At 67.9% G+C, this 12,672-nt stretch carries 15 protein-coding genes; 1 reads left to right on the top strand and 14 read right to left on the bottom strand.

What is annotated here, in order from left to right; genetic code table 11:
• Positions 1-18: 18 nt before the first annotated feature.
• The gene (locus ABL840_RS15580) at positions 19-465 is read right to left on the bottom strand and encodes a hypothetical protein (RefSeq protein ID WP_093304800.1); all 447 of its coding nucleotides are present in this window, start codon (positions 463-465) and stop codon (positions 19-21) included.
• 387 nt (positions 466-852) lie between these two features.
• The gene (locus ABL840_RS15575) at positions 853-1,155 is read right to left on the bottom strand and encodes a hypothetical protein (protein WP_093429338.1); all 303 of its coding nucleotides are present in this window, start codon (positions 1,153-1,155) and stop codon (positions 853-855) included.
• Between the two features lie 59 nt (positions 1,156-1,214).
• On the opposite strand from ABL840_RS15575, the gene ABL840_RS15570 reads away from it, so the two are divergent.
• Positions 1,215-1,925 carry a hypothetical protein gene (locus ABL840_RS15570; RefSeq protein ID WP_143042969.1) on the top strand — a complete coding sequence of 237 codons (711 nt, stop codon included), beginning with the start codon at positions 1,215-1,217 and terminating at the stop codon, positions 1,923-1,925.
• Positions 1,926-2,289: 364 nt separating this feature from the next.
• On the opposite strand, the gene ABL840_RS15565 is transcribed toward ABL840_RS15570, so the two are convergent.
• The 12 genes from ABL840_RS15565 to ABL840_RS15510 all read right to left on the bottom strand — a co-directional run bounded on the left by ABL840_RS15565 (position 2,290) and on the right by ABL840_RS15510 (position 12,671).
• Positions 2,290-2,655, bottom strand: coding sequence for a hypothetical protein (locus tag ABL840_RS15565; RefSeq protein ID WP_256228688.1), 366 nt, complete (start codon positions 2,653-2,655; stop codon positions 2,290-2,292).
• Positions 2,652-3,599 carry a cupin domain-containing protein gene (locus tag ABL840_RS15560; protein WP_093304806.1) on the bottom strand — a complete coding sequence of 316 codons (948 nt, stop codon included), beginning with the start codon at positions 3,597-3,599 and terminating at the stop codon, positions 2,652-2,654. Before ABL840_RS15560 ends, ABL840_RS15565 begins: the two co-directional genes overlap by 4 nt.
• Positions 3,596-4,900, bottom strand: a complete 1,305-nt coding sequence (locus ABL840_RS15555; protein WP_093304808.1) for a Zn-dependent hydrolase — start codon at positions 4,898-4,900, stop codon at positions 3,596-3,598. The genes ABL840_RS15560 and ABL840_RS15555 overlap by 4 nt, the downstream gene beginning before the upstream one ends.
• Positions 4,900-5,781 carry an alpha/beta fold hydrolase gene (locus tag ABL840_RS15550; RefSeq protein WP_093304810.1) on the bottom strand — a complete coding sequence of 294 codons (882 nt, stop codon included), beginning with the start codon at positions 5,779-5,781 and terminating at the stop codon, positions 4,900-4,902. The genes ABL840_RS15555 and ABL840_RS15550 overlap by 1 nt, the downstream gene beginning before the upstream one ends.
• A 13-nt stretch (positions 5,782-5,794) precedes the next feature.
• A complete protein-coding gene (locus ABL840_RS15545) occupies positions 5,795-6,970 on the bottom strand; it encodes a pyridoxal phosphate-dependent aminotransferase (protein WP_093304812.1) in 1,176 nt (391 codons plus the stop codon).
• Entirely contained in the window at positions 6,967-7,797 is an 831-nt protein-coding gene (locus ABL840_RS15540; protein WP_093201421.1) for an SDR family oxidoreductase, read from the bottom strand. The genes ABL840_RS15545 and ABL840_RS15540 overlap by 4 nt, the downstream gene beginning before the upstream one ends.
• Positions 7,798-7,847: 50 nt before the next feature.
• The gene (locus ABL840_RS15535) at positions 7,848-8,588 is read right to left on the bottom strand and encodes a GntR family transcriptional regulator (RefSeq protein ID WP_093201424.1); all 741 of its coding nucleotides are present in this window, start codon (positions 8,586-8,588) and stop codon (positions 7,848-7,850) included.
• An 82-nt stretch (positions 8,589-8,670) separates the two neighbouring features.
• Positions 8,671-9,510 carry a TauD/TfdA dioxygenase family protein gene (locus tag ABL840_RS15530; protein ID WP_093304814.1) on the bottom strand — a complete coding sequence of 280 codons (840 nt, stop codon included), beginning with the start codon at positions 9,508-9,510 and terminating at the stop codon, positions 8,671-8,673.
• Positions 9,511-9,557: 47 nt separating this feature from the next.
• Positions 9,558-10,328 (bottom strand): class II aldolase/adducin family protein, encoded by a 771-nt coding sequence (locus tag ABL840_RS15525; protein WP_093305199.1) that lies wholly within the window; start codon positions 10,326-10,328, stop codon positions 9,558-9,560.
• Complete coding sequence (locus ABL840_RS15520) at positions 10,328-11,086, bottom strand: ABC transporter permease (protein ID WP_093304816.1); 759 nt, start codon at positions 11,084-11,086, stop codon at positions 10,328-10,330. The genes ABL840_RS15525 and ABL840_RS15520 overlap by 1 nt, the downstream gene beginning before the upstream one ends.
• Positions 11,065-11,823, bottom strand: a complete 759-nt coding sequence (locus tag ABL840_RS15515; RefSeq protein WP_093304818.1) for an ABC transporter permease — start codon at positions 11,821-11,823, stop codon at positions 11,065-11,067. The genes ABL840_RS15520 and ABL840_RS15515 overlap by 22 nt, the downstream gene beginning before the upstream one ends.
• The gene (locus ABL840_RS15510) at positions 11,820-12,671 is read right to left on the bottom strand and encodes an ABC transporter ATP-binding protein (protein ID WP_093201434.1); all 852 of its coding nucleotides are present in this window, start codon (positions 12,669-12,671) and stop codon (positions 11,820-11,822) included. Before ABL840_RS15510 ends, ABL840_RS15515 begins: the two co-directional genes overlap by 4 nt.
• Between the last annotated feature and the right edge of the window lies 1 nt (position 12,672).

Below are 12,672 nucleotides of genomic sequence, written 5' to 3'. Positions count from 1 at the left end.
GCCCGCCGGTTACACGGCTCAGACAGGCCGCACGTCGAAGAAGGCCTCGTCGGTCTCACCCAGGTCGCGAAAGCCCGCGGTGCGCGCCGCGTCGTAGGCCTTGGCCCAGCGCCTGGCCATGGCGATCTCGGCCTTCGACAGGTCGCTTTCGCTCGACTCGCTCGCATTCTGGAATGCCCGCAATGCCTCGACGACGTCGTCGCCCAGCTGCCGGTCTATCTCGCGCCGGAAGCGCTGCTCCGCGACTCTTACGGCATCGGCTTCCGGGTGCGAATAGTCCGCGAGCCGCACTGTGTAGGTGACGCGCGCCTCGACTTCGACATCGTCGAACCGGAACGGCTCCTCGTGCGCCATCTGCGCGAATGACGGCTCCGCCGGCAAAGCCGGCAAATGCGGCTGCGGCATGGAAGAAACAGGCAAGGCTGTCACCGCAGCCCTCGGGAAGAAAAGCTCGAACTGGTTCATGGTTCATCGCCCCGGCGCACGAGGCACCGATCGGGCTTGCAGCCAAAGACTGTACGAATATACAGTCTTTGGCGACCGTTAACCAGTCCGCGACCGGCAGGAGCAACCGATTCAGCGACGCTCGTGGATCATCCGCCAGACGTTGCACCCATTCACGCACGGCTGGCTCGGCAAGCCTGGAGACGGCTGAACAGCTGCAACCGGCGATGTGACAAGGGAGAGGCCGGCAGGATCGCTGCCCGGCGACGGGGTGCCGCCCATGACGATGGCAGTCAGGCTGACCGCCGCCACTTTTGTAACCATCAACATGATCGTCTCCAGCAGTTGGTCACAGATTCAAGATAGGTCTGCTGCAGACAAAAATCGCCGGGATTTACCCTCAAGCCCTCAAGGTGTCGACGGTCCTCCGGGCTTCGCCGGCAGGTCTCCTTCCCGCAGTTTCCGGCCCACCCACATCAATCCCGTCTCGTAGTTCGCGGCGCCAACCTGGATGCCGCCAACAGTCCGGAGCGCACCGGTGCCGTCGTCGGTGGCGGGCCCCTCCCCCGTGTACTCGCCAGGAACCAGCAACCGGCCGTCCTTCAGAAAATCGGCGATGCGAAGCTCCCGCATGCCGCGACCCCAGTGCCACTGTTTCTTGATGTCGTATGTGCTGGCAGCGGTCTTCCCGGGTGGATTGGATTTCTTCATATCATCTCGGCCGAATCAAAAAACAGGCGCCAGCATAGCCCGCGCCGATCGAGACCTTCATGAAGAACCGTTCAGCAACGCCTTGGAAGAAGAGCCGAACCTACGGCGACATCCATGGCGGACGCACACGACGCCGGTTCACGGACAACATCGTGGCACGCGCACACTCGCTGCAACGGCCTGGGCCAGGGGATGCGCTGCCTCTTCTGCTTCAGGACAACCCGTCACGCGATTTCTTCTTCCCCGTATCGGTGCAAGAGTGCGCGGCCGCGCTGCAGGCGCTTCCCGCAAGTCACGGGGAGGGCATCACGCATATCTGGCTCCGCCGAAGACCCGAACGCATGACTGGCCTGGATGCGCCGCTTGCCTTGTTCATCTATGGCAGCGGTGTTCGCGTCATCATCCTGTATCCCTGGCGTGTCGACGGACGCCTGTATGTCGGGCGCAAGAAACCGAAGCCCCAGCATGTTGCGCCGTACCTGCGTTTTGGAGCGAAGCTCATCAGCGAGCATGGCCGGTGGTATGCGGCCTTTTCGGCGGCCGACCTCAAGCGCTTCTACCTCGAGCACCTGTTCTGCCACGAGGTCGGACATCACGTCGATTGGTACTCAAGGCACTGGAGCAGCGCCAACGCTCGTCAGGTCGAAGAGTTTGCTGATCAATACGCCGTGCAGTGGGGCCCCTTCACCAAGGTCGTGTCGCAATTGCCCTACTCGGGTGGTGACGCCGACGGCGACCTGGGTTCTACAGCCTCCCCCGCCTCCACATAGTTGAGTTCGACCGGATGAACGATGGAGGCGGTCGACTCTCCATCGAAGCGAACCAGCAAGTGCTCGCCGCTCGCGCCGGTGATGACTCCGAACCTTCCTTGCAGCTCGACCCTGCCGCCACGCCGCGCGGGCACCTTGAAGCGGATGCGGATGTACGGAAGGCCTACCCTGAAATACTCCACCATGCGACCACCCCTGATGACTTGTTGTCGTTCCGGCCGGGGCGTTGCGATGGCCTGCCAGGGGCGCTGCAACGTCGATGACCGGAAACGTCAATTTCGCCGGAGGCTCATGGGGTGCGTGTCAGCCAGGGCCTACCGCCTCTGACAGCCGCCGGGCATTCCGGCGGCCGTGCCGAAGCGTGTCAGCGGGCGTTGCCGAGAGCCGCTTCTGCCGTGGAGATCAGCTCATCGGCCTCTTCGCGAGGCCCGACGTTCAGGTCTTCGGAGAGTCCCTTCAGCACGACGTAGCCTGCCTGCAGGGCTTCGGCGTAGGTGGCGAATCCGGTGGCCGCTTCCATCAGCGGCTCGAACTCCATCGAGTTGTCGAAGGATTCCAGCAGTACCCAGAAATAGTCGCCTGCGTCGTGTTGGTCTACGGTCAGGGCGATGGAGATAAGTTGGCCAGCCATGCCGCGGATGGTGGCGCGCCCAAATGACAGGTCGAAGAAGCGGGCGTGAACGTTCTGCTTCCCTGCTTGTGCTCTCGCGGGCAGGCGTGCGCCAATCAACCGGCAGCTTCGAGGAATTCGAATCCCATCGTTCGCGCGTGATAGTGCAGTCCGCCGTCTTGCACGATCAGGAAGCGTGCGCCGCGCGAGCCGGCGTTGTGATGCGAGTGCGGCGCACCGGGTGGCGTGACCAGCGTGGCCCACGGCGTCCACGGGCACACCGCATCGCCCACCACCGAATGGCAGCCCTCGCCCTGCACCACCAGCGTCACGGCAGCCGAGTTGTGGCGGTGGGCGCGCTGGTGCGTGCCCGGCTCCAGCGTGTTGAAGCTCAGCGTCAGCGTGGGCGTGAGGTTGCGCGCGGCGGCCTGGCGGTCGGACGAGAAGATCAGTGCCCGGCCCGAGGTTTCGTCGCGCGTGGCGCAAGAGAACATCAGCGCGAACTGGCGCTCGATCTCCGCGGCCGGATAGTGCACGACATCGATGGCCGCGCCGGCCGCGGGCGCCGGCTGCGCGCGCTCGAAGGCCAGTTGCGGCTCGTTGCCGACCGTCCACAGCAGCGCTCCTTCGGCGCCCGCTTCGATCCGGTAGCCCGATGCGCCGGGCAGCAGGAACACGTCGCCCGCGCCGAAGGCAAAGCCGTCGACCGCCCCCGTCAACCTGCCGCTGCCGGAGATCACGTGCCAGACCGACCCCGTGGCGCGCACATCCAGCGGCAGCAGCGCGTCGCGAGCGGCGATGCGCACATAGCGCGCGAGCATCAGCGGCGTGGTGGCCGGAAAGCCGCAGTCGAGCGCGCGCGACTGGTCGCAGTCGAAGACCCCATGTCGCCCTTCCGGAGGCGGCGCGAAGAGCCGCGCGGGCACCTCGGGCAGCTTCACGTTGAAGGCGTTGCCGGAGTTGAAGAAGCGCGCCCTGGCCTGCGCCGCGCTGGCCGGCGCGCGCGGATGCTGCATGGGCAGGTCGGCCATGTCGATGACGGTGGCGGTGTCGACTGCATTCATGGCGAATCTCCCAGTCCAGCCCTTGCGTAGGGCAGCAGCACGCGCAACAGCACGTTCGCCCCGGCCACCACGTGCGCGGGCTCGGCCCACTCATGTTCCGCGTGACTCACGCCGTCGCGGCAGGGAATGAAGATCATCGCGCTGGGGCACAGCGGCGCCAGGTGGCGCGCATCGTGGCCGGCGGCCGAGAGAATTGGCATGTGCGGCTGCCCGATGCGCTCGGCGGCCTCCGCGATTGCCCGCTGCAACGCAGCGTCGAAGCCGTTGGATGGAGCATCGACCAAAGGAGTCACGCTCGCCTGGCACGGCGCGGCGAGCGTCTCGCACAGTTCGACCAACCGCTTCCCCAAGTGGTCGAGCACTGCATTGTCGGGATGCCGCAGGTCGATGCGCAGCGTCACCCGCTCCGGCACCACCGAGGGCGCGTTGGGTTCCACCTGCAACCGGCCGATGGTGAACTTCACCGCGTCGTCGTGACCGCCGATCTCGGCATGGAGCGCCGTCGCGATGCGCGCGAAAGCCGCGAGCGCATCTCGACGATCCGCCATTGCGAGCGTGCCGGCATGGCCGCGCTCGCCGTCGATCACGACGTCGAATGTCTTCTTGCCCTGGATGCCGGTGACGACGCCGATCACGCGCTCCTGCGCCTCCAGCAGCGGCCCCTGCTCGATGTGCGCCTCGACATAGGCCGCCACCGGAAAGCCCAGCGGGCGCCGGCGCAGGCTGGGGAAAGCCGCATGCAGGGCATCGAGCGCATCGGCGACGCGGATGCCGTCGGCGTCGCACACCTCGCGCACGGCCTGAAGGCTGCGCACGCCGGCAAAGGCTTCCGAGCCCATCATGCCGGGCGCGAAGCGCGAGCCCTCCTCGTTCATCCACGCCACGCAGACGATGTCCACAGGCGGACGCACGCCGCGCGCGGCCAGCGTGGTCAGCACTTCCAGCGCCGCGACCACGCCGTACACGCCGTCGAAGCGCCCGCCTCCGGGCTGGCTGTCGAGATGGCTGCCCGCGAGCACGGGCGGCGCGTCGCGGTCGGCACCTGGCAGCGCGATGAAAAGATTGCCCGCCGCATCGGTCGACGGCTCCAGGCCGGCCGACAGCGCCCAGTCGATCATCGCGTGCCACGACGCGATCTCTTCCGCGCTCAGCGCCTGCCGGTTCACGCCGCCGCCCGGCGTGGCGCCGATGCGGGCGAGCGCCATGAGCCGGTCCCACAGCCGGTCGGCGTCGATGCGCCAGATGCCCTGCCCCTCGGCGGCAGCAGCAGCAGCGGCTTCGGTGGCGGTCGCCGCGCTCATCAGTCGGTCTTCATGATCTGGCTGGGCAGCGCGCGCGAATCGCGCGGCTTCCACTGGCCGGCCTCGACCTGGGCGAAGAACTCGGCCAGCAAGGCATTGAACGCGGCGGGCTCTTCCAGGTTGAGCGTGTGGCCGGTCTTGGGCATCACGGCAAGGCCGCATGCCGGCAGCGTCTTCTTGAGAAAGATGCCGGGCTGCAGGCAATGGTCGTCCTCGTCGCCGACCACCACGAGCGAGGGCACGCTCATCGCGCGCAGCTCGCTTTCCAGGTCGTAGATCGAGGGGCGCCGGGCCTGCACGCCGCGCATGGTGTTGGCCGCGCCGACGGCATCGTGCTGGCCGAGCCAGGTCGCGAATTCCTGCCAGCCGCGCGGGTCCTTGTTCTGGAACTGCACGCGGCTCGCGCCCAGCGAATAGGTGCGCGCGAATTTCTCGGAGCCCTGCGCCTCGAACTGCCTGGCCACTTCGAGCGAGACGCCGCGGAAGTACTCCTCGTGCTCCTTCTCTGCGCCGTAGCCCGCGCCGGCGATCACCAGCGACGATGCCCGCTGCGCATGGCGAAGGCCGAAGTGCAGCGTGGCGAAGCCGCCCATCGACAACCCGACGATGTGCGCGCGCGCAAGGCCCAGCGCGTCCATCACCGCGACGATGTCGTCGGCCGCAGTCGCTTGCGAATAGCGCTCCACGTCGGCCGGCACGTCCGATGGCGGATAGCCGCGCGCGCCGAAGGTCACGCACTGGTGGCGCCGCGCGAAGTAGCGCATCTGCGGTTCCCAGCTGCGGTGGTCGCCGCCGAACTCGTGCACGAACACGATCGGCGTGCCGCTGCCGGCGGTCTCGTAGTAGAGGCGAACGCCGTCGGGGGTGGTGGCGAAACTCATGGTCGGCTCCTCCTCAGAACAGCGCCGCCGTCGCCGGCAGGCTGCGCGCACGCGCGACCGCCTGCGGCAGCACGTCGCACAGCGCCTGCGCCCAGGCCCTGGGCACGGTGGTGGATATCTTCACGAAGCGGTGCCCGAAGCGCGGCGTGTGGTACGTGCCCTGCCGCACCATGATGTCGTGCTCGCCCAGCGCGGTGACCAGCGCCTCGGGCGTCACGCCCGCCTTGCTGCACTCGACCACGATGAAGTTGGCCTGCGACGGGAACACCGGCACCTCGAAGCCCGGCAGCTTCGCGAAGGCGTCGACGATCAGCCGCTGGTTCTCGCGCTGCTGCGCGATCACCTCGGCCATCCACTCGGCCTTCACCGCCAGGCCCGCGATGGCCGCGCGCTGCGCCAGCACGCTCGCGCCCAGCGGCGCCTGCGAGTGCGGCAGGATGCGCGCGAGCAGCTCCGGCGAGGCCACGAGCGCACCGAGGCGCAGGCCCGCGAGGCCCAGCCACTTCGAGAAGCTCACGATGGTCACGGTGCCTTCCGGGTAGAAGCGCGACGCCAGCGTGTGGCTGTCGGCGAAGTCGCGGTAGGTGCAGTCGTGGATGAGGATGGCGCCGATCTCGCGTGCGCGCTGCGCGAAGGCGCGGATCTCGTCCTCGGTGTAGGTGGTGCCCAGCGGGTTGTTGGGGTCCACGAGATAGATGACGGCGGTGTTCGCATCGGTCGAAGCGGCCAGCGCCTCGGCCGACAACTTGAAGCCGTATTCCGGCCCGTAGATCGGAATCTCCGTGATCGCCGAACCGGCCTTGGCCGCGAACTGCAGCGGCCACTTCCACCCCGGGTCGGTGGTGACGAAGCCCTTGCCCGCCACGCAGAAGGCGCGGCATGCCAGCGCCAGCGCGGAGACCGCGCCGTCGGTCACCACGGCCGACTGGTCCGGCACGCCGAGATCGGCCACGATGGCAGAGCGCAGCGCTTCCATGCCCAGCGGCGGCGCATAGGCGTGAAAGCTCTCGTCGTCGATGGCGTCGTGCAGCGCCTTGCGCACGACCGGGTGCAGCGGGAAGTGGTTGGTGTTCTGGCCCAGCCACATGAGCTCGGGGTTGGAGAACAGCCGGTCGAAGTACCGGTTGCGGGTTTCGGCATCGCTCGTCACGGCCGGCACCGCTGCGGCGGGGTTCAGCGCCGCGTTCATGCCGCAAGCCTCTGCTGTTCGGCGGCCATGGCCTTCTTGCTGGTCTTGATGATCGAGCCGCGCGCCGCGATGCCGCCGTCGATGGTCACCACCGTGCCGGTGATGTAGCCCGCGCGCGGCGAGGCCAGGAACACCATCAGTTCGGCCACCTCTTCCGGCGTGGCGGGGCGACCGCCGGGATAGTTGTCGAACAGTTCCTCCCAGCGGCCTTCGTCGCCATGGGTGTCGAGCGCGCGGCGCTTCATGAGCTTGACCATGCGGTCGGTCGCGACCGGACCGGGGTTCACGCCCACCACGCGGATGCCGTCGTCCAGGCTCACGCCGCCGAGCGCGCGCGTGAAGGCCATCACGGCCGCGTTGCCGGTGGACCCGGCGATGTAGTTGGCGTCCCAGTTCTCGCCGGAGTTGCCGATGTCGTTCACGATCACGCCGCCGCCCGCGGCCTTCATGCGCGCGTAGTAGATCTGGCTGAGTTCCATGTAGCCCAGCACCTTGAGCTGGAAGCCCCGGCGCACCAGGGCGAAGTCCAGCGACTCGATGGGGCCAGAAGGGATGTCGCCCGCGTTGTTCACGAGGATGTCGACATGCCCTGCCGCCTCGGCGAGCTGCACCATGGCGCCGGGCGCGGCCAGGTCCATCGGATGAATGCGCACCTTGACCGGATGGAGCTTCTCGATTTCTTCCTTGGCGGCGGCCAGCGCGACACCGTCGCGCGCGGCCAGTTGCAGGTGGCAGCCTTCGGCCGCGAACGAATGGGCCGCGGCGAGGCCGATGCCCTTGGAGGCACCGGTGATGAGCACGGTCTTGCCGTCGAGTTCGAGTTTCATGGAGAGATGTCCTGGGATGCGATCGGGAAAAAGATGGTCGTGGGGAAAGCTCAGGCAGCGCCCGCCGCGTCCTGCTCGGACAGCGCGGCGATCAGGTCGACGATGTCGTCCTCGAGCAGGCTCACGTGGTCGATGGCGGCGTTGAACGCGGCGCCCGGGTCGTTGCGCCGGATGGCGTCGAGGATGGCGCCGTGCTCGCCGATGGTGGCGCTCATGCGCCCGGGCTGGAAGGTCACGTAGCGGCGGTACACGCGCACGCGCTTGCGCAGCGCGCGCGTCTGCTCCGCGAGGTAGTGCGTGTTGGAGGCTTCGTAGAGCGCATCGTGGAAGTCCTGGTTCACGTCGTAGAAGCGCGAGTGGTCGCCCGAGGCCAGGATGCTCGTCAGGTCGTCGTGCAACTGGCTCATGCGCTGCTTCTGCGCCTCGGTGGCGCGACGCGCGGCGAACTTGGCGCACAGGCCCTCCATCACCGCCATCATCTGGAACATCTCGATGAGCATGGGCAGCGAGATGCGCGCCACGCACACGCCACCCTGGCGGCTGCGCAGGTCGACAAGGCCCGTGGCGGCCAGCGCCTTGAGCGCCTCGCGCACCGGGGTGCGCGACACCTTGAAGCGCTCGGCCAACTCGGCCTCGTCGAGCCGCGCACCGGGCTTGAGCACGCCGCTGACGATCAGGTCCTCCAGCGTGTCCTTCAGCTCGTCGGACAGCGTCGCGCCCTTGCCGCGCTGGCGCTCGCGTGCGCGCGGCGCCGAGGGGTCGGCGGTCATCTCGGGTTCATCGGGTTCCATGTTCTTGCCTTCCTTGTTGTGTTTGTCTTTGTCGGTGCGATTCAGGCACTCGGACGCTGGGCCCGCGCGCCATTCGGGGATTTCAGAACGGGCGATCGCCAGCCACGGTGGTGCGGTGCATCACGCGGCGGTACACGTTGTCGTCGTAGGGCGTGGCGCGGTGCATGGTGCAGCGGTTGTCCCACACCAGCAGGTCGCCCGCGAGCCACTTGTGGCGGTAGCTGAACTCCGGCGAGATGGCGTGCGCGTTCAGCTCGGCCAGCAGCGCCACGCTCTCGTCGGCGGGCAGGCCGTCGATGTGCTTGACCACGTCCTCGCCCACGTAGAGCGAAAGGCGGCCGGTCTCGGGGTGCGTGCGCACCAGCGGATGCACCACGTCGGGCGTGGCCGCCAGCTGCTCGGGCGTGAGCGGAGCGCGATCGGCGAAGGCCTTGCCGTAGTAGTTGGCGTAGCTGTGCGTGGCCGTCATGTGGCGGATGCGCACCTTCGTGTCGTCGTCCAGCGCCTCGTAGGCGGCGTGCATCGAGGCGAAGAAGGTGTCGCCTTCCACCGGCGGCACTTCCAGCGCGTAGAGCAGCGCGCCCATCGAGGGCTCGGCCTTGTACGAGAGGTCGGAGTGCCAGTTCCAGCCCTCCTTGTGGTTGCCGATGGGCTTGCCGTTCTCCGACACGTTCGACAGCACGTAGACCTCGGGATGCTCCTTCTTCAGGAACTGCGTGAGCACGTGGCCCAGCAGCGGTCCGAAGCGGCGCGAGAAGGCCACGTGCTGCGATTCGTTGATGCTCTGGCCGCGAAACAGCAGCACCGAGCGCTGGTTGAGCGTGTCGCGCAGCACCGCGAAGTCGGCGTCGCTCACTGGCTCGCGCAGGTCTAGCCCCGTGACTTCGGTGCCGATGAAGGAGGTGAGGTTCTCGAGTTGCATGGTCGGGATGTGTCTCTGTGGATGAACAGGAAGGAAGTTGCCGGCGCTCAGAGCCGGTAGTCGGGCTGGGTGCGCTCCAGCATGCGCAGGAACGCAGGCCATTCGCGCGTGCCGGGCGGCAGGATGTCGCCCGCGAATTCGGTGAACTGGCGCGCGGCCAGTTCGCTCACCTCGGGCTGCGGGTACACCAGCGATTCGCCGGGTGCCACCCCGCCCTGCGCGAGCAGCTGCACCTTGGCCGCCTTCTCGAAGTAGTACATGAGGATGAAGGCCTCGGGAATCGTGCGACCCACGGTCAGGATGCCGTGGTTGCGCAGCACCAGCGTGTGGTGCGGGCCCAGGTCGCGCACCAGCCGCTCGCGCTCGCCGGTCTCCAGTGCCACGCCCTCGTAGTCGTGGAAGGCGGTATGGCCCTGGTAGCGCATCGCGAACTGGCTCAGCGGCGAAAGGCCGTTGGGCATGGCGGCGATCGCCGTGCCGGCCTCCGAGTGCGTGTGCAGCACGCACAGCGCGTCGGGGCGCCCCGCGTGGATCGCGCTGTGGATCACGAAGCCGGCCCGGTTGACCTCGGCGTCGGTGTCGTCCACCTTGTTGCCGTCCAGGTCGATCTTCACCAGCGAGGACGCCGTCACTTCCGAGAACAGCAGCCCGTAGGGGTTGATGAGAAAGTGATGCTCCGGCCCCGGCACGCGCGCCGAGATGTGGTTGTAGATCAGGTCGTCCATGCCGAAGTGCGCCACCAGCCGGTAGCAGGCGGCGAGCTGCACGCGCAGCTCGGCTTCGGTCTCGGGGTATGCCGCGGGATTTGTCTTCGACATCATCGCCACCACACGAGCTTTTGATCGATCCACACGAGCAGGCCGTAGAAGACCATGCTCGCCAGCGATGCCACGAGCACCGCCGACCACACGCTCAGCAGGTCGACCTGCTGCGTCGATTCATAGATCATTCGCCCCAGCCCCGCGTAGGCGCCCAGCATCTCGCCGACGATCGCGACGATCATGCTGCGCGGCACGCCGATGCGCAGTGCCGTGACCACCGAGGGCATGGCCACCGGCAGGCGCAGGCGCCAGACGATCTTCAAGGGCCCTGCCCCGAAGCTGCGCATCAGGTTCACTGCCGCGAGGTCGGCCTGCTTCAGGCCGTGCAGCGCATTCACCAGCATCGTGAAGCCGACCGCCAGCGCCACCAGCGCGATCTTCGAGGCGGCACCGAGGCCGAACCAGATCAGGAAGAGCGGCGCATAGGCGACCGTGGGCACCGCGTTCACCGCCACCGCCAGCGGCATCACGATGCGTTCGAGCGGCGGCACCAGCAGCAGCACCACTGCCAGCAGCAGCCCGAGCAGGCCGCCCAGTGCGTAGCCGCCGAGCGCCTCGCCCAGCGTGGCCAGCAGCGCACCCGTCAGGCGGCCGGTGTCCGTGAACGCATGCTGCACGATGGTGCCCAGACTGGGCAGCACGAAGGGCGGGATGCCGAAGAGCCATATCGCGCCCTCCCACACCGCGAGCAGCACGGCGATGCCCAGCACCACCGGAGCGACAGGCGATGCCGTCAGCTTTCGCTGCGCCACCATACGAGCCTCCTTTCCACGAAGGCGAGCAGCCCGTAGAGCAGCGCACCCATCAGCCCGCAGGCGAACATCACCACCCACAGGCGCACCACGAGGTCGGCGTTCATCGCCTCCATCAGCATCACGCCCAGGCCCACTGTCTCGCCGAACCACTCGCCCACCACCGAACCGATCAGGCTCAGGCCGATGGCCACGCGCAGCCCGACCATGACCTGCGGCAGCGCCGACGGCACGGCCAGCTTGAAGAACATCACGAGGCGGTTGGCCCCGAAGCTCTTCATCAGCGCGATGCGCTGCGGGTCGCACGACTTCAGCCCGCGCAGCGTGTTCACGGTGACGGGGAAGAAGGTCAGGAAGAACGCCGTCATCACCTTGGCCAGCAGCGAGTTGCCGAACCAGATGACGATGAGTGCGCCGAAGGCCACCACCGGCACCGTCTGCGACACCACGAACAGCGGGAACACCGAGCGCTCCATCCAGCGCGAATAGGTGAACACCGTGCCGCAGGCGCAGCCGAACAGTGCGCCCATCGCGAAGCCGAGCACGGTCTCCAGCAGCGTGCGGCCGAAGCCGCGCGCGAGCTGCGGCCACACCGACCAGGCGTCCTGCGCGATGGCGCTCAGTGCAGGCAGGTAGCGCGGCGACGGCGCGAAGGCATGCACGCAGACCTCCCACACCAGTGCCAGGCCCACGAAGGCCAGCGCGGGCGAGCGCACTGCGCGCTGCAGGAAGTCGTTCACGAGGCGGTGCCCTCCTGCGCGAAGGTCTTGCGGCTTTCTTCCTCGATCTCGGCCAGCAGGCGCTGCTTGATGCGGATGAACTCCGGCGTCAGCACGACCGACGGATCGCGCGGGCGCGGCAGGTCGATCACCGTCTCGCTCTTCACCGTGCCGGGGCGCGCGCTCATCACCAGCACGCGGTCGCCCAGCACGATGGCTTCGTCGATGTCGTGCGTGATGAAGAGCACGGTGCGCCAGTGGCGCGCCCAGATGTCGAGCAGCCAGTGCTGCATGCGGCTGCGCGTGAGCGCGTCGAGCGCGCCGAAGGGCTCGTCGAGCAGCATCAGGTCGCGCTCGAACAGGAAGGTGCGCATCAGCGCGACGCGCTGGCGCATGCCGCCCGACAGCTGGTGCGGGTAGTGGTTGGCGAAGCCCGCCAGGCCGAACTCGGGCAGCATGGCGCGGGCCCGTTCGCGCGCTTCCTTGCGCGGCAGGCCCTCCACCTCGAGCGCGAGGATGGCGTTGTCCAGCACGGTGCGCCACGGAAACAGCAGGTCGCGCTGCGGCATGAACGACACTTTGCCGAGCAGCTGGCCGTCGCGCTGCGGCACGCCGCCGAAAAGCAGCGAGCCGTCGTCGTCGGGCGGCAGCAGGCCCGCGATCATGTTGAAGAGCGTCGACTTGCCGCAGCCCGAAGGGCCCACGAGAGTGACGAACTCGCCTTTCGCGATCCGCAGGTTGACGCCCGACACCGCGACGGTCCGCGCCTGCGCTTCGCCGAAGCGCTTCCACACGTTGACCAGTTCGAGCATGGGCGGCGCCGTGTCGCTCGCGGCGGGCGGCATCACTTCATGGGGCATGAACTTCATG

Origin of the sequence: Variovorax sp. NFACC27 (assembly GCF_048301545.1) — a bacterium.
GTDB lineage: Bacteria > Pseudomonadota > Gammaproteobacteria > Burkholderiales > Burkholderiaceae_C > Variovorax > Variovorax gossypii.
Note: the sequence above shows the minus strand (reverse complement) of the source record. Positions and strands in the feature narration are given on the sequence as shown.

Coding starts and splice junctions, on each gene's coding strand:
- ABL840_RS15525 (WP_093305199.1), bottom strand. CDS start 10,328: ATGTCGAAGACAAATCCCGCGGCATACCCCGAGACCGAAGCCGAGCTG.
- ABL840_RS15540 (WP_093201421.1), bottom strand. CDS start 7,797: ATGAAACTCGAACTCGACGGCAAGACCGTGCTCATCACCGGTGCCTCC.
- ABL840_RS15520 (WP_093304816.1), bottom strand. CDS start 11,086: ATGGTGGCGCAGCGAAAGCTGACGGCATCGCCTGTCGCTCCGGTGGTG.
- ABL840_RS15530 (WP_093304814.1), bottom strand. CDS start 9,510: ATGCAACTCGAGAACCTCACCTCCTTCATCGGCACCGAAGTCACGGGG.
- ABL840_RS15535 (WP_093201424.1), bottom strand. CDS start 8,588: ATGGAACCCGATGAACCCGAGATGACCGCCGACCCCTCGGCGCCGCGC.
- ABL840_RS15560 (WP_093304806.1), bottom strand. CDS start 3,599: ATGAATGCAGTCGACACCGCCACCGTCATCGACATGGCCGACCTGCCC.
- ABL840_RS15545 (WP_093304812.1), bottom strand. CDS start 6,970: ATGAACGCGGCGCTGAACCCCGCCGCAGCGGTGCCGGCCGTGACGAGC.
- ABL840_RS15555 (WP_093304808.1), bottom strand. CDS start 4,900: ATGAGCGCGGCGACCGCCACCGAAGCCGCTGCTGCTGCTGCCGCCGAG.
- ABL840_RS15575 (WP_093429338.1), bottom strand. CDS start 1,155: ATGAAGAAATCCAATCCACCCGGGAAGACCGCTGCCAGCACATACGAC.
- ABL840_RS15570 (WP_143042969.1), top strand. CDS start 1,215: ATGAAGAACCGTTCAGCAACGCCTTGGAAGAAGAGCCGAACCTACGGC.
- ABL840_RS15580 (WP_093304800.1), bottom strand. CDS start 465: ATGAACCAGTTCGAGCTTTTCTTCCCGAGGGCTGCGGTGACAGCCTTG.
- ABL840_RS15510 (WP_093201434.1), bottom strand. CDS start 12,671: ATGAAGTTCATGCCCCATGAAGTGATGCCGCCCGCCGCGAGCGACACG.
- ABL840_RS15550 (WP_093304810.1), bottom strand. CDS start 5,781: ATGAGTTTCGCCACCACCCCCGACGGCGTTCGCCTCTACTACGAGACC.